The sequence below is a fragment of the Nocardioides caeni genome (assembly GCF_004912195.1).
Taxonomy (GTDB): Bacteria; Actinomycetota; Actinomycetes; order Propionibacteriales; family Nocardioidaceae; genus Nocardioides; species Nocardioides caeni.
The window spans coordinates 281406-307226 of record NZ_STGW01000001.1 but is presented as its reverse complement, the minus strand read 5'-3'; the positions used below and the strand labels follow the sequence as shown (position 1 = coordinate 307226).

The window sequence follows — 25821 nt, the reverse complement described above, 5'->3', positions numbered from 1 at the left end:
AACCTAAACGGCTTGTTTAGATTTATGATGGACAGCATGGAGCACATCACGGGGTCGACGCAAGCCCCGAACGCCGGCGCCGAGCTCACCATCGGCGACCTCGCCCGCCGGACCGGACTGAGCACCGCAGTGCTGCGGATGTGGGAGTCGCGCCACGGGTTCCCCACCGCCCACCGACTGCCCAGCGGCCACCGCCGCTATCGCGAGGAGGACGTCGAGCTCGTGGGACAGGTGCTCCGTCGCCGCGACGCCGGCATCCGGCTCGAGACCGCGATCGCCGAGGCAGCCGCGACCCGGGTGCCGGACTCGCCCTCGATCTACGCCGAGCTGCGCCGCCGGCATCCCACATTGGTCAGCCACCGCCTCCGGAAGTCCACCCTGATCGCGCTGTCGTGGGCGATCGAGGACGAGTGCTGCGCGGTCGCCGACCGGCCCATCCTCTTCGGCGCCTTCCAGACGGCCGACTTCTACCGGCCTTCCGCGCCCCGGTGGCGCGAGCTCTCGCGTGTGGCTCGCTCCGCGATCGTCTTCGCCGACGACTGGCCCCAGACAGCCGAGGAGGCCGACGGCCCCGTCCGCGCCCACCTCCAGGAGGACGCCCCCATGCGGCGGGAGGGGGCCGTCGTGTGCGACGCCCTCGACAGCACAGCCTGCCTGACCGCCTGGGAACTGCCCGGCCAGAGCGCCGTCCCCGACCGCCAGCGCATCTTCGAGGCCCTGTGGACCGTCGACCCCGTCGCCGTGCGGGACGCCGCACGAGTCGCCGCCGGCGTGGCTGCGACCGCCGGTGTCGCGGCGGCCCGGCCGCTGCTCTACGAGCTGGCGGACACGCCGGCTCCCCGCGTCACGGCCGCCACGGGGGTGACGGCGCTCTTCAACCGCATCGTCGCCTACGTCGACCGGTTGGGCCACTGACCGCCTGATCCACCCGGTCCGGCCCGGAGATCAGCCTCGATTCAGGCGCCGTGCGCCTGCAAGTAGGCCGCCAGCGGCCCCGGCAGCTCGGCCGGCCGGTCCCCCCAGTCATAGACCACGCAGGTGCCCACCAGGAGGTCGTGGAGCCCGCGCCGATCCCGCCGCACGACGATCAGCAGGGCGCCGAGGCCCAGGAACGACGTACTCAGCGGGAGGAGGAGGACGCGCAAGAGCGAGGCACCGGGGCCGACCGGGCTGCCCAAGCGGGTGACCACCCTGAGCCCGACGACCGCCTTGCCGATCGTCCGGCCCGAGATCGCCGTGCTGACGGTGAAATAGGCCGCGCCCCAGGTGATCAGCAGGAGTGTGGCGGCCAGCTCCGGCAGGTCCTCGACCCGCACCCCGAGCAGGAAGTCGAGCAGGTAGCCCACCAGCAAGGTGCCGGCCGAGTAGGTGCCGATCACGACAGCGACGTCGAGCGCCAGCGCGAGCAGGCGGCTCACCGCGCCGGCGTACCGCCCCGTCGCACTGGCCGCACTGGTCGAGGCGGCCACCAGCGCCGGCGGACCCGTCGGCGCCCCACCGGCACGTGGCAGGATCCGACCGACCACCCCGGCGAGGACGGTGTCGACGCCGACGACCTGCCGACGAGCCACGTCCAGCGTGCGGCCGGCGATGTTGCCGGTGGTCTCCGCGACGATGTCCGGGATGCCGGCACGCCGGACGAGCTGCTCGAGCTCGACGTCGGACAGCAGGGCGTTGACGTCGGCGCGCGCCAGCAGCCGGTCGACGTCGATCCGGTCGAGCAGCCGGTTGACGTCGACCCGGTCGAGGAGGTGGTTGACGTCGACCCGGTCCAGCAGGGCGTCGAGGTCCACGTGGTCGAGGATCACCTCGGCCGGGACCGCATCGACGACCCGTCCCGTGACGGCTCCCGCGACACGACCGAGGAGACTGGGCTCTGGAGGAGTCACGCGGACAGCGTCCCACGGGGCACCGGTCGGCCAACCTAGGGTTCGACCATGGACTTCCCGATCCCGTCCTCGGCACTGGGCTGGACGATCCTGTCCATCGACATCGTGCTGCGTTTCGTCGCTCTGGGCGTGATCCCGGGCGGGCGGCGACCGTCGACCGGCATGGCGTGGCTGCTGCTGATCCTCATCGAGCCGATCATCGGCTTCCTGATCTTCTGGATGTTCGGCCGGACCCGGCTGGAGGGCCGGCGGATCCAGCGGCAGAAGCAGGCGATCACGGCGATCCGCCAGCGCACCGAGGAGTTGCCGCTCGACTACGACCTGGCCTCGCTCCCCCGCCCGGTGCAACGCATCGCCGAGCTCAACCGCTCGCTCGGCGCGCTGCGGATGACCGGCGGCAACGAGGTGCAGCTGTGGCCCGACTACCGCGGCGTGGTCGAGGAGATGGCCGCGGAGATCGACCGTGCCCAGGCCCACGTGCACGTCGAGTTCTACATCACCGCCTGGGACGAGGTGACCGACCCGGTCTTCCAGGCGATGATTCGCGCGACCGACCGGGGTGTGTCGGTGCGGTTGCTCTTCGACCACATCGGGTCACGGCGGATCCCCGGCTACCGTCGCATGACCCGACGCCTCGACAGGACGGCGATCGACTGGCGTCCGATGCTGCCGATCCAGCCGCTCCGGGGCCGCTTCCGCCGACCGGACCTGCGCAACCACCGCAAGATCCTCGTCGTCGACGGCAGCGTCGGCTTCACCGGATCGCTGAACCTCACCGAGCCCGGCTACAACAAGTCGGCCAACCACAGGCTGGGCCGCGAGTGGGTCGAGCTGATGGTGCGGCTCGAGGGCCCGGTCGTGGGTGCCCTCAACGCGGTGTTCGCCTCCGACTGGTACGTCGAGACCGGGGAGGTCGTCGACCTCGTGCCCGTCCTCGGCGAGCCGGACGCCCGGCCGGACGAGATCTTCGACGTCCCCTGCCAGGTCGTCCCCAGCGGGCCCGGCATCGTCGCGGAGAACAACCTGCGGATGTTCACCTCGCTGCTCTACGCCGCCACGGACCGCATCTCCCTGACCTCGCCGTACTTCGTCCCCGACGAGTCACTGCTCTATGCCGTCACCACCGCCGCGCAGCGCGGCGTCGAGGTCGAGCTGTTCGTCAGCGAGGTGTCCGACCAGTTCCTGGTGGGTCACGCGCAGGCGTCCTACTACAAGGCGCTGCTGCACGCCGGCGTGCGGATCTGGCTCTATCCGGCGCCCTTCATCCTGCACTCCAAGCACTTCACCATCGACGACAGCGTCGCCGTGGTCGGCTCGAGCAACATGGACATGCGCTCGTTCGGCCTCAACTACGAGGTGTCGCTGATGATGCCGAGCGTGCAGGTCGTCACCCGGATGCGCGAGGTCGAGGACACCTATCGGTCGCTGTCGAAGGAGCTGACCCTCGACGCGTGGACCGAGCGTCCACGCCGCTCGAAGTACGTCGACAACGTCGCCCGCCTGACTGCGGCGCTGCAATAGGTGACCCTCGTCCCGGTCGCCTAGTCCCTCCGGGCCATGGGTCTGCGAACCTTCGGCCGGACCTCGCCGCCGACCATTGCCCCGCCCTGCGACACTCCGACATCCTCGAGGGAACAGCCGGGACGGAGGGTCCCGGGCAGTCAGGACTCGGGCACCTTGGGGGAGGAAAACCATGAGCGCACTGGCCACCGAACAGGTCACCGGCGGACCGCGGACGAGCACCGCGGGATCCCGCCTGTCCCCCGAGCTCGAGGCGGTGATCATCGAGATCGCCCGGTCCGAGCGGGCGCTCGACGACGTCCTCGCCCGCTCCGAGCGGCTGCACCAGGCCAACATCCATCACCTCCCGGCCTCCTGCCTGGTCTGCTTCTCGTCCCGCTGACCTCCAGGTCATCGAGGAGCGAGCGCCAGCGAGCGTCACGAGATGCCGGTGCGGACCTCGTCGAGGCGACCACACCGGTCATGCGCCGCCCGCAGTCCACTCCCTCCATTCCGATGCGGCTGATCTGCGGCGCAGCGGGCACTGGTGGGTCATGTACATCGGACTCGGCATCGTCCTCCTCGTCCTGGGACTCATCCTCGCGATGGACGTCATCACCGTCGACATCGACTTCGTCAACGACGACGCCCTCGGCACCATCCTGATCGCGGCCGGCGTGCTGGCGATCGTGCTGTCGTTGCTGATCGCGCCGCCGTGGCGTCGCGACCGCGTCATCCACGACGAGCGTCCGCTGCGCTGAGGGGGTCGCGATGTCCACGATCCGTCCTGACCGCCGACTCGGCCGCGGACGTCCCCGCGTCGACCTCCTGGCAGAGCTCGAGGGCCTGTGGCCGGCCATCGTCCTCATGCTGCTCCTCGCCGTGGCGATGACGAGCCTGCGCCTCCTGTGACCGGGCCACTCCGGGCGGCGACCTGCCCCGCCACCTGGGCCCCCCACCCGAGGCCCGCCAGCAGCCTGCTGGCGGGTCTCGCCATGCCATGAGGGCGGGCGAGGTCCTCGCCGGCCGATTCGAGCTGCTGCGCACGATCGGCCGCGGCGGCAACGGCGAGGTGTGGCGCTGCCGCGACACCGTGCTGGAGCGCGAGGTGGCGGTCAAGCTCCTCGACCTCGGCGATGCGGACGAAAGGGTCCGTCGCCGCTTCCACCAGGAGGCCCGCTCGGCCGCGGCCCTGATCCATCCCCACGTGGTCGCCGTCCACGACGCCGGGATCGACGGGAGCCGGGCCTTCCTCGTCATGGAGCTCCTGCCCGGGCCCACCCTGGCAGCGCTCGTACGGCGGGAGGGGCCGCTCCCGCCGGCGCGTGCCGTCGACCTGGCAGCGCAGGCCGCCGCCGGGCTGGAGGCCGTGCACCGGGTCGGGATCGTCCACCGCGACGTCAAGCCCGGCAACCTGGTGCTCGACTCGCTCGGGCGCGTCAAGGTCGTGGACTTCGGCATCGCCAGCGTCCGTGAGGCCACCGCCACCCAGCTCACGGCGCCGGGGACGCTCGTCGGCAGCGCCAGCTATCTCTCGCCCGAGCAGGCCCGAGGCGAGTCGGCGACACCGGCGAGTGACCACTACGGCCTCGGCTGCACGCTCATGACGCTGCTGACCGGTGAGCCGCCGTTCAGCGCCGAGCATCCGCTGGCGGTGCTGCAGCAGCACCTCTCCGAACTGCCGCCGCGGGTCGTGTCGCGGCGCCCGGAGGTGCCGGCGTGGATCGATGCACTCGTCGATGACCTGCTCGCCAAGGAGCCGGGTCGTCGCGCAGCTGGCTTCGCCGTACTCCTCGACCGCGGAGGGGTCCTTCCTCCGCCCCCGCCGGTCGACTCGACCTCCTCGATGCCGCCTCCGACCCGGACCCTGGTCGCCACCTCGTCGGGCTGGGGCACGGGCTCGGGCACGGGCTCGGGTCCATCGCCGCTGCCTCCGCCCCCGCCGCCCCGCCACTCGCGGACCGCCGGGCCGCCAGCGTGGGCGGTCCCCGCCGTGCTCGGCCTGCTCGTGCTGATGGTCGCGGTCGTCCTCGTCGCGGCCCTGGCGGGCGGAGACGACGATCAGCGTGCAGCAGCGGGGGCCGCCGACACCGACACCCCGAGCACGACGCTGGCCGCGGAACCGCCCAACTCCACCACCAGCGCTCCGGTCCCCCGCCGGCAACAGTCCGTGGACACTCCGGTCGGTCCCGCCGATGCCATGTCGTCGCTCCGCGCCGTGGTCGACCTCGCCGCCCGGGCCGGCGAGCTGGATGACAAGGCGATCGGCGCGCTCGACAAGAGGATGGACCGGTTGGACCGTGCGATCGCCGGAGGCGAGTCCGGCGACCGCATGACGAAGGCGTTGGACGACCTCGACAAGGCGCTCGCCGACAGCATCGGCAAGAACCAGGTTCGTCCGGCGACAGCCCAGCGACTCCGGGCCGCGGCGCAGGCGGTCCGCGACGCCGCATCCACCGCGGGCTGAGCCCGAGGCCTCAGAGGCCGATCAGCTCCAGGTAGGCATCACCGAGGTACCCGGCGCCCAGGATCGAGCTCAGGGCGGCGAGCAGCATGAACGGCCCGAACGGCACCGCGGTCTTGCGACCGGCACGCCCGCCGGCCATCAGCATCAGGCCGGCCGCCGCGCCGAGCAGGAACGCTCCGAAGGCACCGACGAGGAAGGTCCCCCACGACAGGTAGGCCGTCATGCCGCCGACGATCCCGGCGAGCTTGACGTCGCCGAACCCCATCCCGCCCGGCGCGATGAACCAGACGACGAAGTAGAACGCCCCCAGGATGGCGGCTCCGAGCAGCGCCCGCCACAGCGCCTCCCCGTCCCACCCGATGAGGAGCAGCCCCGCGAGGACGGGGTACGACGGCAGCACGATCTTGTCCGGCAGCCGCTTCACGTCCAGGTCGATGAGCGCGAGCGCGATCCCGATGCCGGTGAAGGCGAGGTAGGCCGGCAGTACCCGCAGCCCCGCCTCGTCCGTCCCGAGCCGCACCGCGACGAGCGAGAACGCGATGCCGGTCCCGAGCTCGACGAGCGGGTAGCGCGGACTGATCGGTGCCCTGCAGTCGAAGCACCGCCCCCGCAGCACCAGCCACCCCAGCACCGGCACGTTGTGCCGCCCCCGGATCGCATGACCGCACGCCGGGCACGCCGACGGCGGATGCACCACCGACTCCCCCGCCGGCACGCGGTGCGCGACGACATTGAGGAAGGACCCGATGGCCAGCCCGAGGAGGCCGGCGATCGTCGGGACGGCGAGGTCGAGGAGCTCCTGCTCGGTCAGCGCGGGTGACTCCAGCTCAGAACTCGGACGGCACGTTTATTCTTTACCTCTCCGCCATTCGCTCCTCCGGTTGGCGCCCAAAGCTGCACTCGTGAAGTCAGAGCGGGCGTTCCGCTAGCGCTGCAGGTCGGGGAACTGGGACAGACATAGACCTTGAGCTGCACGATAGTGCTCTTCACTCCAAAGCCCGGCGAGTTGTCGGGAATCTCGATCACGGGTTGGTCTTGCACCGAGTTTCCGTTCCAGAAGGCGAACTCGAGACTGTTGGAAATAAGCCCGAATTTCATGATCTCGTTGGAGAAGTTGCCGATCAGGAGCCGAATGTTCCCAAGTGGAACATAGGTAGTACCTTGGAAGTAGATTTGGTTTTTCGCGTTTCCTTGCTTCATGTTGATGAACCTGCATGATCCGGAGGCGATACATGTCCCAGACTGGCCACGAAGTACTGGCGTGTAGTAAGTCAAGCTGAGCCGGATGGCGTCAAGGTGCGCGGTGCCCGCATTGCGCATTCCCGCGACGTAATCGATAGTTGCGCCGCTGTAACCGAACTCACGCACCTGCTTCTGCAAGTCAGCGAGCGTATCTCCGGTCAGAGGCACTCCGCTGGCGCCACCATCAGTTGAGTTCGCTGCGTGGGTTGGCAACGTAAACGCCGCAGTGTTCGTCGAGGAGCCGTCTACCTTGACCGCGATGGACGCGGACGGGCGGCTCGCTCCATCCGCGTGGGTGACGTTGACGGATGCCCCCGTGACGATGGATCCCGGCGGAATGGCGGCGCCTGGGGTGTAGCCCTTGAGCGACACCGTCGTGGTTTGGTCACCTGACGAACTGTTGGTCCAGGTCGCCACCTTCGTCAGGTCGACCGGTTGTCCTCCGTCGGCGGTCGCGACGCGAAGCGCGGTAGCGTTCGTGAATCCACCGGTTTCGACCACCGACGAGGGCGTCATCCCCGCAAGGGACGATGAGGTCGGAGTGCTCCCGTTCTTTAGTCCGTAGACCACGATCGGCGGGCGATCGTTGTGATAGCTGCCGCAGAACTCGATGTCCGAGTTCTGGTCTACGTAGAAACGACTGCTGCCACCGAAGACGAACTGCACCCCCTGGGCGTTGACGTTGTCGATCGGACTGTCGCAGGCGCCCGGAATCGTCGGGTTGCTTGGAAGGGACCCTCCACCGATGGGCGTTCCGGCGACGATTTTCTTATTGTTGATGGTCCACTCGTTGCCAGCCGTCCCGAACAGTCCAGACGGGCAAACGTTGGCGCAGGCATCGTTGTGAAAATCGAAGTAGTAATTTCCAGGTTTGAACCACAAGGTGCCGCAGAGGTTCGTGGCTGTGTTGAGGTCACTTGCGCTGTCGTAGTAGCCGGGCTCGAAGATCGCCACCCCACTAGTGCAAGCGGTCGGAGCCTTGCGCCAATCCGGGACGCTCGTGATCTCTGCGGCGTAGTTAGGGTCAACGACTGGTGCTCCGGCGGGGCAGTTCTTCGGAGATCCGACGACCTGAGCTCCACTACAGCTCCCGGTTGCGCGAATACCCCCGGCGAGAACATTGACCTTGCCGAGAACGTTGCCGTTGGCGTAGATGCCGCCCTTGACCAAGAGGCCCGGATCATTGCTCCCGCTCGCATCGACGTTACCGCCCAACGTCACGATGGCGTAGCCAGGCTTGTTCTGATTGTTGATCGGCACCAGAGGGCCGGCGTCCCCCGTGTCCAGCTCGGCTTCGCATGTGACCACCGCACTCGTCGCCCCGTTCCCACTGGAGGTCGGGGCCGGGTAGAAGTCGGACAGCAGCATCGAATCTACGGGCTGATTCGCTCCGCTCCATCCGAAACAACCTTCGCGAACGACGGTGCTAGGAATCAACGCGTTCGTGTACGACCATGGAGTCACGCCTCTAGGGTTGTAGCCCGAGCGCAGCGCGTTGATGGCGACCTGCGCCGCGCCGTCCGCGGCGTAGGTCGAGCCAGCAACCTGCCGAAGTTGGACGGTTGCCCTGAGTGAACCGTCACCGCGGGTAAGCAACGCGCTCACGACGACCGCGATCACGGTCGTGATGATGAGCGCGATGATCAGGATCGCCCCGGAGTCGTCGCGAGAAGACTTGAGCCGACGTGCGTACCGATTGCGTGGGCGCACTGTCATGACTGTCTCCGTTCGCCAGTGAGGGTCGCTGTGTAGTCGCCACTGTGTCGTTCACCGGCGTCGTGGACTTGAAGTCTCATAGTGATGATTCGTGGTGCTGTCGCCGACGGCACGCAGTTCCCGCCGTCGCACCGCACCTGCGGTCGCCCCGCAAGGTTGTTGGCCACCGAGACGACGGATGCGGCCGTGCCACATCGCACGCGGACCATCTCGTAGGTCGAGCCCGACACCAGCTTGGTGGCGTAGGTGATCTTGATCTGGGCCGGTGGGTCGCTTGAAGTCCGCGACGTGTACTCCCCCCAAGAGAGAGTGATGTCAGGCGAGTATCCCGAGGGCAGATTGCCGCAGGCTGTGTCTGACGCCCACTGAGCTAGAGGGTAGTTTCCCGTAGCGGGATCGGGTGTTGTGCTCCGGACGCCGATGCTTGAGACATCCCGCTGCCAATAGGCCGCAGCGAGTTGGACATCGTGGGACTCAGTCAACCTTGCCTGCGTGTCGGCGGTGTTCTTGAGGAAGGCGATGACAACGCCCGACAGAACGGTCGTGACGCCTCCAATGATCGCCACCGTGACCACCAGTTCCATCAATGTAAATCCGGCATCTCTTTGAGCGCGGTGTCCGCTTCCCTCCGAAGCCGAGGTCAACTCGTGCATTCGACTCCTCCGCACGGCCGCTGAAGGACGACGTCGAGCGTCTCCACCCCTCGATTGTCCTGGCTTCGAACCTCGAGGCGCACCAGAACAGCCGTGTCGACGGAGCAGCCGGCGGCTCCAGGATCTCCGTCATACGCGACCTGCGGCGTCGATCCAATCTGCGACGCCACGTATCCGTCCGGCCAGTTGGACGGAACGTAAGAGGCCGGGAGATCACCCAAGTCATAGGTCCCCGCGGGAACGCATGGCACCCAGGCCGACGGGGTTTCGACAAGGTATTGCTGGATCGCCTCAGCGTAACTGCGCGCGTAGCTCCCACCCGTTGTCTGCTTTCGGTGATAGTCCGACGCGGTCACGCTCATCTGGAATCCTGCCAACACGGCTACCCCGGCGATTCCGAGTATGACAATGGCAACCAGGGTCTCTACCAGCGTGACACCTTGGTCGTCGAGCGTGCGACGCGGGACATGCATCAGATATCGACCTGATTGAAGATGCCGTACATCGCCGACACCAGGGCCACCGCAACGAAGCCAACGATGCCGCCCATGACGATGATGACTAGCGGCTCGAAGAGCGCCGTCAGCTTGGCGATCTTGTAGTCGAGCTCATCCTCGTAATACTCCGCCGTTACCTCAAGCTGGACGTCCATCGAACCCGTGTCTTCCCCGACGCGAAGCATCGACGTAGCCGTTCCCGGGAACAAGTTGGTCCGCGCGAGCGGGCCGGCGATGCCCTGGCCCTCGAGCATCTGCTCGGTGACGCCGTTGAGCCGCCGCATGAAAACCCGATTGCGCAACGAATCAGTGGCGACCCGGATCGCTTCCTGAAGGTTGACTCCGGCACTCACCATCGACGCCATCACGCGGCAGAAACGCTCGACCAGCATGTACTGAATAGTCTCGCCCAACACCGGCGTTTTGAGCAGCAGCAGGTGGAAGGCGTACTTACCGCGCTCGAAACGCTGAGACAGCAGGAACACCAACGTCAGCAGTGCCGCGGCACCCGCCATCGCCCACCACCAGGCGCCAATGAAGTCGGTCGTGGCGAGAAGCATCCGGGTCGGCAATGGCAACTCTGCGTCGAGGTCGGCGAAGAACGACTCGAACTTCGGCAGAACGTAGAGAGCAAGTACCAGGACGGTGACCACCGACATTGCTGCCACGGCGATCGGGTAGATCATCGCCGACTTGACCTTGCGCCGGGCTTCCAGGTCGCGCTCGATGTACCGAGCGAGGCGGGCCAGCACTGTGTCGAGCTCGCCCGTGAGCTCAGCTGAGCGCACGATGCCGCGGTAGAACTCGGGAAACACCTTGGGGTAGCGCTCGAGGGTGTCTGAGAAACGCTCGCCCGTCCGCAGACCGTCCTCGATGTCGTTCATCATCCGGCGAACCGAGGAGTTCTCACTCTCCGCGCCGAGCGAGTGGACGGCGTCGAGGATCGGAAGGCCCGCGCGGAGGAACGCGGCGATCTGCCTCGACAGATGCATGACCTGCTCGCGCTTGATGCGGGGACATGTGATCTCGTACTGCAGGATGCTCTTCTTCTCGGTGACCCGAAGGTCGCGAATCTCCCGGTCGTAGAGCGCGACCTCCGCGTCTCCACGGCTGGAGGCCTTGTGGGTCCCTTTGACCTTCTGGCCGTCGAGGTCGACCCCGACGTAGGCGAACTTCGGCACTTCAGACCCCCGCGACGTAGATGGAACGCATGACCTCGGCGGCCGTCGTCATGCCTTCGGTGACCAGCCGTGCGCCCTGCTCCTGCAAGGTGCGCATGCCCTGACTGCGCGCCAGCTTGCGCATCTGGTCGTGCGGCGCGCGGTCGATGATGAGCTCGCGCACCTCGTCGGTGATCACGAGCATCTCGTAGACGCCGATCCGTTCCAAGTAGCCGGTGTGGGCGCACAGGTGGCAGCCGGTGCCATGCCGATAACCGCCGATCGGCTCCTCCCCGCCGAAGGCTTGCAGGAAGGCCAGCTCGTCGGCGGTCGGCGCGTAGACCTCAAGACACGAGGTGCAGCTCCGGCGCACCAAGCGCTGGGCGACGACGGCTGTCACCGAGGAAGCGATGAGGAATGCCTCGATGCCCATGTCGAGCAGACGGTAGAGTGCCGAGACTGCCTCGGTTGCATGCAGCGACGAGAGCACGAGGTGGCCGGTCAGCGCTGACTGCACCGCGATCCGGGCCGTGTCGACATCGCGGATCTCCCCGACGAGAATGACATCAGGATCTTGGCGCAGGATGGACTTGAGTCCGCCGGCGAAAGTGATGCCAGCCTGCTCGTTGATCTGGATCTGGTTGATCGAGTCGAACCGGTATTCGACTGGGTCCTCGATCGTCATCAGGTTCTTCTCGGGGCTGTTGAGCTCCCCCAGCGAGGCGTAGAGCGTCGTGGTCTTGCCACCACCGGTGGGTCCCGCGCAGATGACCATCCCGAACGGCGAGTGGATGAGTTGGGAGTAGCGCTCGGCGACAGCCGACGGCATGCCGAGCTGCTCGAGCTTGAACAGTGGTCGAGACTTGTCGAGCACCCTCATCACAATCTTTTCGCCGCTCACCACAGCCGTGGTTGACACCCGGATGTCGACGTCGCGGCCGTCGATCTCCATAGAGATCTGTCCGTCCTGGGGCCGGCGTCGCTCCACGATGTTCATCCCCGCGAGGATCTTGACCCGGCTGACGATGGCAGGACCGATGGAGCCGGGCAGGTCCAGCACCTCGGTCAGGGCGCCGTCGATGCGGTAGCGGACCCGCACCCGTTCAGCGCCAGGCTCGACGTGAACGTCGGAGGCCCGGTCGCGCAGAGCCTGCGTGATGATCGACTGGACAACCCGGACCACCGGCGCGTCGTCGCTCGCACTGATGACGTCAAGGTCCGCGGCGTCGCGCCGCAAGGCATCTCGGGCCTCGTACGCCCGGACCTGACTGTCGACTTCCTTGGTCGCCCGGTAGGAAGTCGCGATGCCCCGCTCCAAGTCGCGCTGCGTGGCAACGACCGCGATGACAGACCGCTCGAGCACCGCCACCACGGATGACAGCCGCTCTGGGGCGGGGTCGAGCACCGCGACCGTGACGGTCTCCTCCGAGACAACGATCGGAAGCGCCTGCAAGGTCACCGCCTGCTCACGGGTCAGGAGGCCCACCGCTTCGGGGGCCGGAGACGCGCTGCGGAAGTCGGCGAGGCCTACGCCGTAGTGCTCGGCGAGCGTCCGGGCGAGTACATCCTCGGTAATCGCACCGGTGGCGACCAAGCGTTCACCGAGTGAGCCTCCGCCCGCATTGCGGGCGGCGTCGAGGTGGAAGGGCTGGATGCGGCCGGCGCCCACGAGAACGCGCCCGAGCCGGTCGTCGTCGCCCCCGGTCGGTGCGGCGACGACCGGAGCCTCCACCTTCTGGTGCCTGCCACGGAGTCTCATCCTGTGCTCGATCTCCTGTTGGTGTCAGCGCATCGCCGGTGCGGTCATCCGCGGCCGGGTCTCGATGTCCTTGGGGTAGAGGCTGCGCGCCGCTGCCTCTTCTTCGGTGACGACGCCATTGTGGATGAGGTGTGAGAGCGATTGCTCCAGAGTGATCATCCCGTCCCGGGCGCCGGTGACAAGGGAGTTGCGCAGCTGATGTGTCTTGCCCTCCTTGATCAGGTTCCGCACGGCGGGCGTCGCGACGAGAACCTCGTAGGCAGCCGTCATTCCGCCGCCGATCTTCGGCACGAGCCGTTGGTACACCACGCACGACAGCGCAGCGGCAAGCTGGACCCGGATCTGGGCCTGCTGCTCGGCAGGGAACACGTCGATCATTCGGCCGAGGGACTGCGCCGTGTCATTGGTGTGCAGCGTCGCGAAGACGAGGTGGCCGGTCTCGGCGACGGTGAGGGCGAACTGGATGGACTCCAGGTCGCGCATCTCGCCGACCAGCAGCACGTCGGGGTCCTCACGCAGGACGCTGCGCAGCGCATTGTGGAAGGAGCCGGTGTCGGTGCCGACCTCGCGCTGATTGACGGCCGACATCTTGTGGTCGTGGACGTATTCGATCGGGTCCTCGACGGTGATGATGTGGCAACCGCGGTTGGAGTTGATGAGGTCGATGAGCGAGGCCAGGGTCGTCGACTTGCCGGACCCGGTCGGGCCGGTCATCAGGATGAGGCCCTGGTGGCGCATCGCCAGGTCGCGCAGCGCCGGCGGCAGCCCGAGCTGGTCGGGCGTCGGCACGGTGCGCGGGATCATTCGCAGCGCCACCGCCGTCATCCCGCGCTGGGTGAAGGCGTTGCCACGGATCCGGGCGTGCTCGCGCCAGGAGAAGGAGAAGTCGTACTCGTGCTGGTTGCCCCAGACGTCGGTCTGCTCGGGGCTCAGCACCTCCCGCAGAAGCGAGTCCGTGTCGTCGGTCGTGAGGACCGACGCCCCCGGCACCGGCGAGAGGGAGCCGTCCACCCGCAGCATCGGCGGCAGGCCGACGGTCAGCAGCAGGTCGGTGCCGCGGACCTCCCACAGAGCCTGGAGCAGGCGGTCGATCCGGTCGCCGATCTTATGCAGGTGGTGATACACGGGCTCTCCCTCAAGAAACATCGAGGGACCGCCGCCGCGCGGCGGCCCCTCGACGTGGATGGCTCAGTCGCAGGAGGTACCGGGCGTGACAACGCCCGTGGCCGCGGTGTAGCCAACTCGAACCTTGGCGTCCACAGCTCCAGGATCAACGGAGTCGCTGGGGTCTGACTTCAGGTAGTCCGGCACCAATACCGCGAGGCTCGCCGGGTTGGAACCCACCTTGGCGTAGTACGCCTCGACGGCTGTCTCGGCCGTCTTGAGGTTCGCCTTACAGGCCGACTCATCGCCCCGGTCGGTGATACCACGGACAGAGAAGACGACGACCGCGGCAAGCACGCCGAGGATGACGATGACGATCAGGAGCTCGATCAGGGTGAAGCCGGCGTCGTCACGGCGACGAGCCTGGAGTCGGTCGAGAGTGTTGCGCATGCGATTACCCCACATTTGGAAAGAGAGAGTCAGAGAGTCAATGAGCCCCGAGCGGCCACGTCTCAGCCAACGGCACCCGTGACACACCGTCCCGCGATTCGCCATTTCTTTACTTTCTAATGGCGACTTTTGCGGCTATCTTTCCGCCGCAGCATTTTGGTGACCCATCGTTTCCGATGGTTGTCCTGCGCGACGGAATCAGCAACGCCATACTTCGCGGCCAGGGCGTCTCGAGACGGTTGCTGCGCAACCTCCTCGACGACCGGTCGACTTCGCTGCGCAACCTCCTCGACGACCGGGCGACTTCGCTGCGCAACCTCCTCGACGACCGGGCCGGTCACGCAGGGCCGACGTGCTCCTCGAAGACCAGGACGGTCTGCGTCGCCACGACCTCGGGGAGCGACTGGATCCGCTCCAGCACCAACTCCCGCAGATGGGCAGCGTCGCGAGCACGCAGCAGGATCACGCAGTCGAAGTCACCGGCGACCAGGGCCACGTGGGCGGCCTCCTCGAGCTCCCAGACCTTGGTGCGGAAGGACTTCCAAGAGTTCTGCTTGATCCGCACGTGCACATAGGCGGGGAGGCCGAGCCCGAGCGCCGCGTGGTCCACGTCGATGGTGAACGACCGGATCACCCGGTCGTCGACCAACCGCTTCACCCGGGCATAGGCGCTGGCGCGGCTGATGCCGACCCGGCTGGCCACCTCGCTCATCGAGGTGCGGGCATCGCGGCGCAGCTCGTCCAGGATCGCGCGATCGGTCTCGTCCATGGTGGACATTCTGCCGCCAAAGAGTGGCCGCGGGAACGGATCGTCTAACAGATGTCGCCACGAGGTGGACGAAGACCGAGACTGGACGGATGTTCGAGGAAGCGCAGTACTTCGCGCCGGTCACCACCGATGAGGACGGATCCCTCAAGGTGCACCTGGGCGCCGACCACCCCGGCTTCGCCGACGCCGACTACCGTGCGCGTCGCGATGCCCTGGCCACGCTCGCCAGCAACTGGCGGCCGGGCGCACCATGCCCCACCGCGTCGTACACCGATGACGAGCACCGGGTCTGGCAGGTCGTCAGCGAGGCACTGGTCACCAAGCACCGCACCTATGCCTGCCGGGAGTTCCTCGACGGCAAGGAGGACCTCGCCCTCCCCCTCGACCACATCCCCCAGCTCGCCGAGGTCAGCGACTGGCTGGCCCCGCTCACGGGCTACCGCTACCAGCCGGCCGCGGGCCTCGTGCCGCTGCGGGACTTCTACGGCTCGCTGGCCGACAAGGCGTTCTGGTCGACGCAATACGTCCGCCACCACTCGGTCCCGCTCTACACGCCCGAGCCCGACGTCCTGCACGAGGTCGTCGGCCACGGCAACACCCTCGCCAACCCGCGCTTCACCGCCCTCTACGAGCTCGCGGGCAAGGCATCGCGCCGCGTGCGCACCACCGAGGCCCTGGAGTTCGTCAGCAAGGTCTTCTGGTTCACCCTCGAGTTCGGGATCCTCTGGGAGGGCCGCGACATGAAGGCCTACGGCGCCGGCATCCTCTCCTCCCCCGGCGAGATCGAGGCCTTCCGCGGGATGACCATCCGCCCCCTCGACATCACCGAGATGGGCACCCAGCTCTACGACATCACCGACTACCAGAACGTGCTCTATGCCGCCGAGTCGTTCAGCCAGGTCGAGGACGTCGTCGGCACCTTCTGGGCCACCTGCACCGACGACTCCATCGCGGCCGTCCTCGAGCGGCACCCCGCGCACGCCTGACGCCCGACCGGTCGTCGTACCTGACCTTTCTGCTGCCGATCCACGGGCAGATTCGTCAGGTGGGTCGCCGCGCGGCCCAGGCGATCAGCTCGCGCGCCGGCCCCTCGGGTGGCTGCGGCCCGCCCTTCCAGACGGCGTGGAGGCGACGGGTGAGGTCGAGGCCGGAGACGGTGACCCGCACCAGGCGCCCGGTCGCGAGGTCGTCGCGGACCGCGTGGGCGCCGAGGGCTGCGGGGCCGGCGCCGGCGGCGACGGCCGCCCGCACCGCCGCGGTGCTGGAGAGCTCCAGGGCAGGAGCGGGAGCCGGCAGGCCCGCCAGGGCCCGCTCGAGGACGGTCCGGGTCCCCGACCCTGCCTCGCGTACGACGAGGGGGGTGGACGCCAGCGTCGCGGCGCTCAGGCGGCGGCGGGACCGGGCGGCCCACGGGTGTGCGGGACCGACCACCACGACCAGCTCGTCGGTGCCGACCAGCCGGTGCCGCAGCCGTCGGGGGGCGTCCGGGCCCTCGACGAAGCCCAGGGCAACGTCGCCCGCCTCGACGAGCGCGACGACCCGCGCGGTGTTGGTCGCGGTCATCGTGATGTCGGTCGGCTCCAGGCCGCGCTGGACCTGCTGGGCCCGCAGGCCGACGAGCCAACCGGGCAACAGGTGCTCGGCGATGGTGAGGCTGGCGGCGATGTCGAGGTGGCCACGTCGGTCGGCCCGCACGGCGCTGATGCCGGCGTCCAGCTCACGCGCGGCATCGAGGACCCGGGCCGCCCACTGCACGACGAGCTCCCCGGTCGGAGTGAGGTCCGAGCCACGCGCGCTCCGGGCGATCAGCGGCTCCCCCACGAGGGACTCCATCGTCCGCACCCGCGACGACGCGGCCTGCTGGGTGATGCCCAGCTCCGTCGCCGCGGCGCCGATGCTGCCCGTGCGCGCGACGACGACCAACAGCTCGAGGGCTCGCAGCTCCGGCACGTGAGGACCCAACACGCCCACAAGGCTACCTTGTGAGCACCCAACCACAACCTCGTTCTGTGAGAGCCCGACGATCCGCAGACTCGTGGACATGACTCTTCGCGTTGCGATCGTGGGCGGTGGCCCCGCCGGCATCTACGCCGCTGACATCCTCACCAAGGCCCAGGAGACGACGGGCACCCCGGTCTCCGTCGACATCCTCGAGCGCCTGCCCGCGCCCTTCGGCCTGGTGCGCTACGGCGTCGCGCCGGACCACCCGCGGATCAAGGAGATCATCAAGGCGCTCCAGCGCGTGCTCGCCAAGCCGGAGGTCCGCTTCCTCGGCAACGTCGAGTACGGCGTGGACGTGAAGCTCGAGGACCTGCGCGAGTTCTACGACGCCGTCGTCATCTCGACCGGCGCCATGGCCGACCGCGACCTGGGCATCCCCGGTGAGGAGGCGTCGCTCGGCGCCGCCGACTTCGTCTCGTGGTACGACGCCCACCCCGACGTCCCGCAGACCTGGCCCCTCGAGGCCACGAGTGTCGCGGTGCTCGGCGTCGGCAACGTCGCCCTCGACGTGGCCCGCGTGCTGGCCAAGACCGGCGACGAGATGCTCGTCACCGACATCCCTTCGCACGTCCACGCCGGCCTGCTGGCCAAGACGATCACCGACGTGCACGTCTTCGCGCGCCGCGGCCCGGCATACGCCAAGTTCTCCCCGCTCGAGCTGCGCGAGCTCAACCACTCCCCCAACGTCGAGGTGATCGTGCACCCCGAGGGCTTCGACGTGGACGCGCACGGCATGGAGCACATCGCCCAGCACAAGGCGCAGAAGATGGTGCTCAACACCCTGACCAGTTGGGTCGGCGCGGACCCGGTCGGCAAGCCCCACCGGATCCACCTGCACTTCGCCGAGGCGCCGACCGAGATCCTTACCGACGCCGACGGCAACGTGACCACCCTGCGCACCGAGCGCACCCACTCGCCCGACGAGGACGGCTCGGTCGTCGGCACCGGCCAGGTGACCAACTGGGACGTCCAGCAGGTCTATCGCGCGATCGGCTACCGCAGCACCCCGCTGCCCGGCCTGCCCTTCGACGAGCGCGCCGCCGTCATCCCCAACGACGGCGGCCGCGTCCTCGACCTCGACGGCAACCCGATCCCCGGCACGTTCGTGACCGGCTGGATCAAGCGTGGTCCGGTCGGCCTGATCGGCCACACCAAGAGCGACGCCGCCGAGACCGTCGGCCATCTCCTCGAGTCGACGACCGAGACCGCCACCGCGCGCCGGCCGGAGGACGTGGACGCCTACTTCGCCGAGCGCGACGTGCAGGTGATCACCCACGAGGGCTGGGAGCGGATCGACGCGCACGAGATCGCCCTCGGCCAGGCCGAGGACCGGCTCCGCGTGAAGCTCGGCGAGCGCGCGCAGATGATGGCGGCCGCACGCAGCTAGCGTGGACCTCGTGACCGGATCGATCCTGTGCGTCCCGCCGCTCAGTCCGCTGCTGCGCGACGAGGTCGGACGGCGCTACGACGTGCTCGACCTGCCCGTCCCGGACCGCGATGCCTTCCTCGCTGAGAATGTCGAGGCGCTCTCGGAGGTCGTGGGCATCGTCTGCACCAATGCCGGCCCGGTCGATGCCGCTCTCGTCGCCGCGCTGCCGCGCCTCGGCGTCATCGCCAACCACGGCGTGGGCTACGACAACATCGACCTCGACGCCTGCCGCGAGCGGGGCGTCGTCGTCAGCAACACCCCCGACGTGCTCGATGCGGCCGTCGCAGAGACGGCGCTGGGTCTGCTGCTCGCCACCCGGCGCCGGCTCGTCGAGGCGGACCGGTTCGTCCGTGCGGGGCGCTGGGCCGACGGCGAGTTCCCCCTGACGCCGCAGCTCTCGGGCAGCCGCGTCGGGATCCTGGGGCTGGGCCGGATCGGCCGCACGATCGCCGACCTGCTGGCCGCCATGGGGTGCGTGGTCTCCTACCACTCACGCCACGAGGTGCCCGGCACGCCGTACGCCTATGCGCGGAGTGCGACCGAGCTCGCCGCTGGTGTCGACAACCTCGTCGTCGTCGTGCCCGGCGGTCCCGCCACCGAGGCGCTCGTCGACAGGCCGGTCCTCGACGCCCTCGGTCCCGGAGGTGTGCTCGTCAACGTCGCCCGGGGCTCGGTGGTCGACCAGACCGCTCTGGTCGAGGCGCTCGAGCAGGGACGCCTCGGGGCTGCCGGCCTCGACGTCCTCGCCGACGAGCCGCACGTGCCGGCCTCGCTGCGCGAGCTCGAGCAGGTCGTCCTGCTCCCCCATGTCGGCTCAGCCACCGAGGAGACCCGCGCCGCCATGCGCCGCCTCACCCTCGACAACCTCGCGTCGTGGCTCGACTCCGGCCGCCTGCTCACCCCGGTGCCGGAGCTCAGTAGCTGAACGACGTCGCGCCCTCGTCCCCGATCCACTCCCACATCGGCACGGTCCCGCCGATCGTGGCGGCGCCGATGAGGTTCTCCGGGTCGAGGGCCTTGGCGTTGAAGCACAGCGGGCAGACCAGGTAGGTGCCGCCCGCGGCCTCGTAGCGGGCCAGCAGCTCGGGCAGCGAGGGGCATCCGCCGCACGGCGTTCCCACGGCGGTGCCGGGGACGGCGAGCCGCACCGCCTCCTTGGTCAGGAACATCAGCGTGGGGCGGCCGTGCTCGGCTGCGCCCAGCGCGACGAGGAAGGCGACGGCCACCTTCTCGGGGTCCTCCATGCCGGTGCAGAGACTGACGACTGCCTTGTTGCCCATGACTTCTCCTCGGGTCCTGCGGAGGCCGCTCCTCCGATGACCCGACGCTAGGGATCCGCACACCCCTGTCGCGTCCGCGCCGACGCGTAGCCGGGCGCTGTCGTCGGGCAGCCGGTGGCGGCCGACGCGTAGGCGTGGACCCGCTCGGTCAGCCGGCGATGACCCGCGCGACGGCGGCGGCGCGCGCCGTACGACCTGTCAGCCCGAGCTTGAGGTAGACGTTCTGGAAGTGCCGCTCGACCGTCCGCACGCTCAATGTCAGCCGCTCCGCGATCGCTGTATTGTCGAGGCCCTCGCCCGCCAGCGCGACGATCTGCCGTTCGCGCTCCGACAGGTGCGACGCAGGTACGACGGCCCCGTCCTCCGCAACAAAACGCGCCACCTCGTCGCGGAAGACCGCCCACGCCGGCTCGTCGGCGAGCAGCACGTGGTTGGCGGAGTCGAGCTGCACCAGCCGCGCGTCGGGGATCTCGGCGGCCAACCGCGGTCCCCAACCCGGCGCGACCCGGTCGTCGTCGGCGTGCAGCACCAGCGTGGGCGCGGAGATCTGCGGCAGCAGCGCGGTGACGTCGACGGCGTGCCGGGCGATGCGGCTGCAGACGGCGTTGTCGGTGTTGGTCGAGGTGCGCTGCAGCTCGTCCATCCACACCATCTGCTGCTCCGTCGCGCCCGGGATGAAGGCGTGGGTGAACACCCGGCGGAACACGGGGTCGGGGCGCGCCCAGCCGGCGCGGATCATCGCGAGGAAGGCCTGCTCGGCCTCGTCGTCGGACTGGACGATCCCCCCGCCCGCCATGCCGCCATAGAGCACCATCCGGGTGACCCGCTCCGGGTGGGCGTGGGCGTAGGCCAGCGCGACCGGCGCGCCGCCCGACATGCCCATCACCGCGAAGCGGTCCAGCCCGGCAGCGTCGACGAGCGTCTCGAGATCGGCGAGGCGCCGCTCGAGGGAGAAGTCGGCGACGTCCCACTCCGAGAGGCCGAACCCGCGCTCGTCATAGCGCACCACCGTCGCGACGTCTCCGAGGTCGTCGAGGAAGTGCCGCCACACCGGGCTCTGCCAGTCGTGCTGCAGATGACTGAGCCAGCAGGACACGATCAGCAGCGGCGGTCCCGAGCCGTGGCGCGCCCAAGCCAGTCGCACGCCGTCGTCGGCGCGGCAGAACCTGACCTGCTGGCCCCCTGCCTGGCTCACGCGCCCAGCGTACGACGCGGACGACGACGGGGCGGGCCGCCTGCGCGAATCCCCTCAGGGCCGGCGCGCGCTCGCCGATACTGGACGAATGCACCGAGCGGACCGACGTCACCGACGACTCCCCGTGCGTGCCCTGGCGGCGGCGACGGCCCTGCTGGCCGCGCTGACCCTGGCTCCGGCGTACGCGGGCGACCTCAACCCGTCGAACCCGCTCGCCGACAGCGGGCCGTGGCCACACTCGACGATCACGACGGCGGCGAACCCCGAATACAACAACTACCTCGCGGCCCAGCGTCCGCAGCGCAAGGCGGCGATGGCGGAGATCGCGCTGACGCCGCGGATGCGGTGGTTCGCCAACTGCTCGACGTGCAACGTCGAGCGGATCCGCGACACGGTCACGAAGTACGTGGCGGACACGCGGCGAAAGGACCCGGGTGCGCTGGTGCAGCTGGCGATCTTCGGCCTGTGGCCGCGCGGCGAGCACGTCAACGGTCGCCGTCCGGCGATGACCCGCAACGACCTGATCGCCTACAAGCGCTGGATCAAGCAGCTCGCAGCCGGACTCGGCAATGCGCGGACCGCCATCGTTCTCGAGCCCGACCTCGCCATCTCCGCCAACCACGGCGGCCTGTCCGACCCGACGCCCGCCCGCCGGATGGCCGCGACGGCGTGGTCGGCGAACTACCTCGCCACCACCCTGCGCGGCGAGGCGATCTATCTCGACGCCGGCTCCGCCGACTGGCTCACGATCGACAACGCGGTCCGGCTGCTCAGCCGCAGCGGCATCCAGCACGTGCGCGGCTTCGCGCTCGGCGCCACCCACTACGACTCGGTGCCCGACAACGTCGACTACGCGGCTCGGCTCAGCGCCGCTCTCGCGCGGGCCGGCCACCGTGCGAAGCGCGGCGTCATCGACACCGCCGACAACGGCACCCCGTTCACCTGGCCGCAGTGGAATGCGCGGTGGGGCGCGCTCTATCGCCGCACCGGCAACAAGGCCTACGCCTTCGACAACACCCCCACCTGCGGCTCGTCGACCGAGCAGGTGTGCCAGACGATCGGCCACCAGCCGACCTGGGACGTCGTCGGCCCCGAGGCGGGCAAGCTCGGCCTCGGCGAGCAGCAGACGGCGCTGCGCACGCAGGCCGAGCGCTATGTCGACGCCTACCTGTGGTTCGGCCGCGGGTGGCGCTGGATGCAGCAGGGCGGCAACGACAGCCAGACCCCCACCCGCATGGTCCGGATGGCGCTCCACAGCCGCTTCGACCACCCGACCGGCTGACACGCCCCGGGAGCGGTCAGCCCATGTGTGGGTAGCGGTGGTCGGTCGACGGCACCAGCGTCTCCTTGATCGAGCGCGGCGAGGTCCAGCGCAGCAGGTTGAGCGCGCTGCCGGCCTTGTCGTTGGTGCCGGATGCCCGGCCGCCTCCGAACGGCTGCTGCCCCACGACCGCCCCGGTGGGCTTGTCGTTGACATAGAAGTTGCCGGCCGCGAAGCGCAGCGTCTCGCTCGCCCGGGCGATGGCCGCGCGGTCGGTGGCGAGCACCGCGCCGGTCAGGGCGTACGGCGCCGCGGACTCCGCCACGCGGACGATCTCATCGAAAGCACCCGGCCGGCTGTCGTCGTAGACGTGCAGCGCGAGGATCGGGCCGAAGTACTCGGTGGAGAACATCTCGTCGCCGGGATCGTCGGCCAGCACGATCGTGGGGCGGACGAACCAGCCGACACTGTCGTCGACGCTGCCGCCGGCCACCACGGTCAGGCCGTCGGTGGCGTGGGCGCGCTCGATCGCGGCCCGGTGCTTGGCGAGGGCCCGGGCGTCGATGACGGCGCCGGTGAAGTGGGAGAAGTCGGTCGGGTCGCCGATCGACAGGCCTTCGGTGGCGGCGACGAGGTCGTCGCCCATGCGCTCCCACAGCGAGCGGGGCACGTAGGCGCGGGAGGCTGCGGAGCACTTCTGTCCCGCGTACTCGAAGGCGCCGCGGATCAGCGCGGTGCGCAGCACGTCGGGATCGGCCGACGGGTGCGCGATCACGAAGTCCTTGCCGCCGGTCTCCCCGACGAGCCGCGGATAGGTCCGGTAGGTCGGGAGGTGGGCGCCGACGGTCGCCCACAGTCGCTGGAAGGTCGGGGTCGAGCCCGTGAAGTGGATGCCGGCGAGGTGCGGGTCTGCGAGCGCGACCTCGGACACCGCGAGCCCGTCACCGGGCAGCATGTTGATGACCCCGGGCGGCAGGCCCGCCTCGATCAGCAGCTCCATGGTCAGGGTCGCGGCGAGCTGCTGGGTCGGTGACGGCTTCCAGATCACGGTGTTGCCCATCAGCGCGGGAGCCGTCGGCAGGTTGCCGGCGATCGCGGTGAAGTTGAACGGCGTGATCGCATAGACGAAGCCCTCCAGCGGGCGGTGGTCGGTGCGGTTCCACACCCCCGGGGCGTTGCGGATCGGCTGCTCGGTGAGGATCTCCCGGCCGAAGTGGACGTTGAAGCGCCAGAAGTCGATGAGCTCGCAGGCGGCGTCGATCTCGGCCTGGAAGGCGGTCTTGGACTGCCCGAGCACCGTCGCTGCGTTGAGCCGCTGGCGCCACGGGCCGGCCAGCAGCTCGGCCGCCCTCAGGAAGACCGCTGCCCGGTCGTCGTACGACAGGGACCGCCAGGCCGGCGCCGCCTCCCGGGCAGCGGCGATCGCGGCGACGGTGTCGTCGGTCGAGCTGTTGCGCAGCACGCCGAGCACGGACTGGTGCGCGTGCGGCTGCACGACGGGGATGTCGGGTCCCGTGCCCGTGACCCAGTCGTCGCCGATCCGGGCGTCGAGGCTGTGCGTGGTCGAGGCGAGCTCGACGAGGGCGGCCGTCAGCTGCTCGCGCTCGGGATTGCCGGGCGCGTAGGCGAGGTTGGGCTCGTTGACTGGGGCCGGCGGGGTGGTGATGGCGTCCATGATCTCAACGTACGTCGCCCTCGCGGCCGGATCGTCGTACCTCGCGCGGGGACATCCCGAACCAGCGTCGGCAGGCGCGGGAGAGCACGCTCTGCTCGCTGAAGCCGAGGTTGCCCGACAGCTGGCCGAGCGGCAGGTCGCTCTCGCGCAGGTAGCGGGCCGCCTCCTCGCGCCGGACGTCGTCGACGATCTGGGCGAAGGTGGTGCCCGTCGACGCGAGGCGGCGCTGGAGGGTGCGCGGGTGCTGCGCCAGCTGCTCGGCGACCAGCTCCAGGCTCAGCCCTCCGGTGGGCAGCATGCGGCGCACGAGGCGGGCCACGGCGTCGCGGTCGCCGGCGCCCGTGTGCACGGCGATGGTGTCGAGATAGTCGCGGACGACGGCGTGGACCGCGTGGTCGGCACCGAGCCGGCGCTGGAGCACGTCGGCCCGGAAGCGGAAGCCGTAGCGGTCCGCGCCGTGGTCGACGCGACATCCGAAGAAGTGCTCGTAGTCCTCGGGCGGGCCGAGGGGCTGGTGGCGCAGCTGCGCGGTGGTGGGGTGGAAGCCCGTCCCGGCCAGGAGCTGCAGGACGCGCAGCGCGACGCCCAGGGCCAGCTCGGCTGCCTGCCGGTGCGGCGGGGGTCGGTCCACGACGAGCCGCCATTCGAGCTGCACCAGACCGGGGTCCCGGGCAGGACCCACGGTGACGGCGATGGCGGGGCTGTAGACCGCCATGAACTGCTCGATCGCCTGCAGGGCAGCACCGACGGTGGCCGCGGTGCGCGCCGCGACGCCCAGCGGTCCCAGGATCTCCAGGCCCTGGCGCTGGGACAGGCGCCGGCCGAAGTCGGCACAGCTCGTGGCGGTGGCGGTGGTCTCGAGGAGCGTCGCGACGGCCCGGTAGTCGACGAAGGTGTCGTGGTCGCCGACGACGTCGGGCGCGAGCCCGACGACCGCGAGCAGTGCCGCGGGATCGCCGCCCAGCTCGGCGGTCAGTGCGGAGTAACCCTGCAGGGAGGTCCCGCGGATCAGCGTCATGTCGCTCAGCGTCAAGAACGAGTCGCCCGGTGTCAAGGAACGCGGGCCGTCGCTTGCGAGCGTTGGCGGGTCAGATCCCACTCATCCCACTCATCGAGGAGAGCCCATGAGCCGCTTCGACATCACCCGGACCAATATCGCCGTCGAGCGCCTGCTCGAGACGACCGACAACCCGCGCCACCGCTACCTGCTCGAGGCCTACAACCGCCACCGCTACCTGGAGATGGCGGGCCGTTGGAAGGAGATCTTCGCCCCGGAGATGACCGTCGAGCACCCGATCTATCACTTCAACGTCTTCGGCATCAACACCGTCCTGGAGGGCGCTGAGGCGGTGCAGGCCGTCTACGCCGAGTGGTCGGAGACAGCACAGTGCGTCTTCTACACCGACGACGAGGTGCTGGCGGTGGGCGACAACATGATCTGCTCCACCGCGACGATCTATCAGCAGACGCCGGGCGCCGTCCTCGTCGCCGCGGGTGCGCCGGTCGACCCGGAGGCGCACTACCTCGTCGCCAACGTCGAGCACATGATCTGGCCCTACGACGACGAGGGTCGCCTCATCGGCGAGGACGTCTGGGAGATCGACGAGTCCAAGCGCCAGGTCATTCCGCTCGATCCGAGCCAGGTGCTCACCGTCGCACAGTCGGCGGTCCTCCTGGACCCGCTCATCAAGCCGCTGCCCGTGCGCCCCTTCTGACGGCGGCCCTGCCCGACGAGAAGGATCAGCCCGCCGCTCGGGCGGCAGGCCCTACATTC

Annotated in this window: 26 protein-coding genes; 11 read left to right on the top strand and 15 right to left on the bottom strand. The window is 69.2% G+C overall.

The features are described from left to right. Positions 1-36: 36 nt before the first annotated feature. Positions 37-915, top strand: a complete 879-nt coding sequence (locus E9934_RS01515) for a DICT sensory domain-containing protein (protein ID WP_158294892.1) — start codon at positions 37-39, stop codon at positions 913-915. A gap of 41 nt (positions 916-956) precedes the next feature. Here the strand turns inward: E9934_RS01515 and E9934_RS01510 are convergent, their stop codons facing one another. Further along, positions 957-1889 (bottom strand): RDD family protein, encoded by a 933-nt coding sequence (locus E9934_RS01510; RefSeq protein ID WP_136561056.1) that lies wholly within the window; start codon positions 1887-1889, stop codon positions 957-959. Positions 1890-1937: 48 nt separating this feature from the next. Here E9934_RS01510 and cls point away from each other — a divergent pair, with 48 nt between their 5' ends. The 5 genes from cls (at position 1938) to E9934_RS01490 (ending at position 5856) form a co-directional block, all read left to right on the top strand. Continuing rightward, the gene (gene cls, locus E9934_RS01505) at positions 1938-3410 is read left to right on the top strand and encodes a cardiolipin synthase (RefSeq protein ID WP_136561055.1); all 1473 of its coding nucleotides are present in this window, start codon (positions 1938-1940) and stop codon (positions 3408-3410) included. 172 nt (positions 3411-3582) lie between these two features. Next, positions 3583-3792 carry a hypothetical protein gene (locus E9934_RS01500; protein ID WP_136561054.1) on the top strand — a complete coding sequence of 70 codons (210 nt, stop codon included), beginning with the start codon at positions 3583-3585 and terminating at the stop codon, positions 3790-3792. A gap of 151 nt (positions 3793-3943) precedes the next feature. Then, on the top strand, positions 3944-4150 hold the full coding sequence (locus E9934_RS01495; RefSeq protein WP_136561053.1) for a DUF6458 family protein: 207 nt from the start codon (positions 3944-3946) through the stop codon (positions 4148-4150). 10 nt (positions 4151-4160) lie between these two features. Then, complete coding sequence (locus E9934_RS19455) at positions 4161-4301, top strand: hypothetical protein (protein WP_158294891.1); 141 nt, start codon at positions 4161-4163, stop codon at positions 4299-4301. An 88-nt stretch (positions 4302-4389) separates the two neighbouring features. After that, positions 4390-5856 (top strand): serine/threonine-protein kinase, encoded by a 1467-nt coding sequence (locus E9934_RS01490; RefSeq protein ID WP_136561052.1) that lies wholly within the window; start codon positions 4390-4392, stop codon positions 5854-5856. A gap of 10 nt (positions 5857-5866) precedes the next feature. On the opposite strand, the gene E9934_RS01485 is transcribed toward E9934_RS01490, so the two are convergent. The 9 genes from E9934_RS01485 to E9934_RS01445 all read right to left on the bottom strand — a co-directional run bounded on the left by E9934_RS01485 (position 5867) and on the right by E9934_RS01445 (position 15206). Beyond that, on the bottom strand, positions 5867-6610 hold the full coding sequence (locus E9934_RS01485) for a prepilin peptidase (RefSeq protein ID WP_275106608.1): 744 nt from the start codon (positions 6608-6610) through the stop codon (positions 5867-5869). A 53-nt stretch (positions 6611-6663) separates the two neighbouring features. Next, positions 6664-8814, bottom strand: coding sequence for a hypothetical protein (locus E9934_RS01480; protein ID WP_136561050.1), 2151 nt, complete (start codon positions 8812-8814; stop codon positions 6664-6666). After that, the gene (locus tag E9934_RS01475) at positions 8811-9467 is read right to left on the bottom strand and encodes a PulJ/GspJ family protein (protein WP_136561049.1); all 657 of its coding nucleotides are present in this window, start codon (positions 9465-9467) and stop codon (positions 8811-8813) included. Before E9934_RS01475 ends, E9934_RS01480 begins: the two co-directional genes overlap by 4 nt. Then, positions 9455-9940: a type II secretion system protein gene (locus E9934_RS20550; RefSeq protein WP_136561048.1), complete on the bottom strand. Its 486-nt coding sequence runs from the start codon at positions 9938-9940 to the stop codon at positions 9455-9457. The genes E9934_RS01475 and E9934_RS20550 overlap by 13 nt, the downstream gene beginning before the upstream one ends. Then, entirely contained in the window at positions 9940-11145 is a 1206-nt protein-coding gene (locus E9934_RS01465; protein WP_136561047.1) for a type II secretion system F family protein, read from the bottom strand. Before E9934_RS01465 ends, E9934_RS20550 begins: the two co-directional genes overlap by 1 nt. 1 nt (position 11146) lies before the next feature. Continuing rightward, complete coding sequence (locus tag E9934_RS01460; RefSeq protein ID WP_238694686.1) at positions 11147-12856, bottom strand: GspE/PulE family protein; 1710 nt, start codon at positions 12854-12856, stop codon at positions 11147-11149. A 51-nt stretch (positions 12857-12907) separates the two neighbouring features. Beyond that, a complete protein-coding gene (locus E9934_RS01455; RefSeq protein WP_238694685.1) occupies positions 12908-14008 on the bottom strand; it encodes a type IV pilus twitching motility protein PilT in 1101 nt (366 codons plus the stop codon). Positions 14009-14071: 63 nt separating this feature from the next. Further along, complete coding sequence (locus E9934_RS20405; protein ID WP_136561044.1) at positions 14072-14437, bottom strand: competence type IV pilus major pilin ComGC; 366 nt, start codon at positions 14435-14437, stop codon at positions 14072-14074. A 337-nt stretch (positions 14438-14774) separates the two neighbouring features. Beyond that, positions 14775-15206, bottom strand: a complete 432-nt coding sequence (locus E9934_RS01445; protein WP_202977148.1) for an Lrp/AsnC family transcriptional regulator — start codon at positions 15204-15206, stop codon at positions 14775-14777. Positions 15207-15295: 89 nt separating this feature from the next. On the opposite strand from E9934_RS01445, the gene E9934_RS01440 reads away from it, so the two are divergent. Next, positions 15296-16192 carry a phenylalanine 4-monooxygenase gene (locus E9934_RS01440; RefSeq protein ID WP_136561042.1) on the top strand — a complete coding sequence of 299 codons (897 nt, stop codon included), beginning with the start codon at positions 15296-15298 and terminating at the stop codon, positions 16190-16192. Positions 16193-16247: 55 nt separating this feature from the next. On the opposite strand, the gene E9934_RS01435 is transcribed toward E9934_RS01440, so the two are convergent. Next, positions 16248-17171, bottom strand: coding sequence for a LysR family transcriptional regulator (locus E9934_RS01435; RefSeq protein WP_202977147.1), 924 nt, complete (start codon positions 17169-17171; stop codon positions 16248-16250). Between the two features lie 76 nt (positions 17172-17247). On the opposite strand from E9934_RS01435, the gene E9934_RS01430 reads away from it, so the two are divergent. Both E9934_RS01430 and E9934_RS01425 read left to right on the top strand, forming a co-directional pair. After that, entirely contained in the window at positions 17248-18594 is a 1347-nt protein-coding gene (locus E9934_RS01430; RefSeq protein ID WP_136561040.1) for an FAD-dependent oxidoreductase, read from the top strand. A gap of 10 nt (positions 18595-18604) precedes the next feature. Further along, the gene (locus E9934_RS01425; RefSeq protein ID WP_193556851.1) at positions 18605-19561 is read left to right on the top strand and encodes a 2-hydroxyacid dehydrogenase; all 957 of its coding nucleotides are present in this window, start codon (positions 18605-18607) and stop codon (positions 19559-19561) included. Here E9934_RS01425 and E9934_RS01420 read toward each other — a convergent pair. Both E9934_RS01420 and E9934_RS20110 read right to left on the bottom strand, forming a co-directional pair. Further along, positions 19551-19916 (bottom strand): DsrE family protein, encoded by a 366-nt coding sequence (locus E9934_RS01420; protein WP_136561038.1) that lies wholly within the window; start codon positions 19914-19916, stop codon positions 19551-19553. The genes E9934_RS01425 and E9934_RS01420 overlap by 11 nt on opposite strands. A gap of 148 nt (positions 19917-20064) precedes the next feature. Further along, a complete protein-coding gene (locus E9934_RS20110; RefSeq protein ID WP_136561037.1) occupies positions 20065-21111 on the bottom strand; it encodes an alpha/beta fold hydrolase in 1047 nt (348 codons plus the stop codon). Positions 21112-21199: 88 nt separating this feature from the next. Between E9934_RS20110 and E9934_RS01410 the strand changes: the two genes are divergently transcribed. Continuing rightward, positions 21200-22393 (top strand): glycoside hydrolase family 6 protein, encoded by a 1194-nt coding sequence (locus tag E9934_RS01410; protein WP_136561036.1) that lies wholly within the window; start codon positions 21200-21202, stop codon positions 22391-22393. Between the two features lie 16 nt (positions 22394-22409). Here the strand turns inward: E9934_RS01410 and pruA are convergent, their stop codons facing one another. Together pruA and E9934_RS01400 are read right to left on the bottom strand one after the other, a co-directional pair. After that, entirely contained in the window at positions 22410-24047 is a 1638-nt protein-coding gene (gene pruA / locus E9934_RS01405; RefSeq protein WP_136561035.1) for an L-glutamate gamma-semialdehyde dehydrogenase, read from the bottom strand. A gap of 4 nt (positions 24048-24051) precedes the next feature. Next, entirely contained in the window at positions 24052-25065 is a 1014-nt protein-coding gene (locus E9934_RS01400) for an AraC family transcriptional regulator (RefSeq protein ID WP_136561034.1), read from the bottom strand. 106 nt (positions 25066-25171) lie between these two features. Here E9934_RS01400 and E9934_RS01395 point away from each other — a divergent pair, with 106 nt between their 5' ends. Next, positions 25172-25762, top strand: coding sequence for a hypothetical protein (locus tag E9934_RS01395; protein WP_136561033.1), 591 nt, complete (start codon positions 25172-25174; stop codon positions 25760-25762). The last annotated feature ends 59 nt before the right edge of the window (positions 25763-25821 follow it).

Coding starts and splice junctions, on each gene's coding strand:
- E9934_RS01500 (WP_136561054.1), top strand. CDS start 3,583: ATGAGCGCACTGGCCACCGAACAGGTCACCGGCGGACCGCGGACGAGC.
- E9934_RS01400 (WP_136561034.1), bottom strand. CDS start 25,065: ATGACGCTGATCCGCGGGACCTCCCTGCAGGGTTACTCCGCACTGACC.
- pruA (WP_136561035.1), bottom strand. CDS start 24,047: ATGGACGCCATCACCACCCCGCCGGCCCCAGTCAACGAGCCCAACCTC.
- E9934_RS20405 (WP_136561044.1), bottom strand. CDS start 14,437: ATGCGCAACACTCTCGACCGACTCCAGGCTCGTCGCCGTGACGACGCC.
- E9934_RS01515 (WP_158294892.1), top strand. CDS start 37: ATGGAGCACATCACGGGGTCGACGCAAGCCCCGAACGCCGGCGCCGAG.
- E9934_RS01410 (WP_136561036.1), top strand. CDS start 21,200: ATGCACCGAGCGGACCGACGTCACCGACGACTCCCCGTGCGTGCCCTG.
- E9934_RS20550 (WP_136561048.1), bottom strand. CDS start 9,940: ATGCATGTCCCGCGTCGCACGCTCGACGACCAAGGTGTCACGCTGGTA.
- E9934_RS01420 (WP_136561038.1), bottom strand. CDS start 19,916: ATGGGCAACAAGGCAGTCGTCAGTCTCTGCACCGGCATGGAGGACCCC.
- E9934_RS01495 (WP_136561053.1), top strand. CDS start 3,944: ATGTACATCGGACTCGGCATCGTCCTCCTCGTCCTGGGACTCATCCTC.
- E9934_RS01480 (WP_136561050.1), bottom strand. CDS start 8,814: ATGACAGTGCGCCCACGCAATCGGTACGCACGTCGGCTCAAGTCTTCT.
- E9934_RS01440 (WP_136561042.1), top strand. CDS start 15,296: ATGTTCGAGGAAGCGCAGTACTTCGCGCCGGTCACCACCGATGAGGAC.
- E9934_RS01490 (WP_136561052.1), top strand. CDS start 4,390: ATGAGGGCGGGCGAGGTCCTCGCCGGCCGATTCGAGCTGCTGCGCACG.
- E9934_RS01475 (WP_136561049.1), bottom strand. CDS start 9,467: ATGCACGAGTTGACCTCGGCTTCGGAGGGAAGCGGACACCGCGCTCAA.
- E9934_RS01445 (WP_202977148.1), bottom strand. CDS start 15,206: ATGGACGAGACCGATCGCGCGATCCTGGACGAGCTGCGCCGCGATGCC.
- E9934_RS01430 (WP_136561040.1), top strand. CDS start 17,248: ATGACTCTTCGCGTTGCGATCGTGGGCGGTGGCCCCGCCGGCATCTAC.
- E9934_RS01395 (WP_136561033.1), top strand. CDS start 25,172: ATGAGCCGCTTCGACATCACCCGGACCAATATCGCCGTCGAGCGCCTG.
- E9934_RS19455 (WP_158294891.1), top strand. CDS start 4,161: ATGTCCACGATCCGTCCTGACCGCCGACTCGGCCGCGGACGTCCCCGC.
- cls (WP_136561055.1), top strand. CDS start 1,938: ATGGACTTCCCGATCCCGTCCTCGGCACTGGGCTGGACGATCCTGTCC.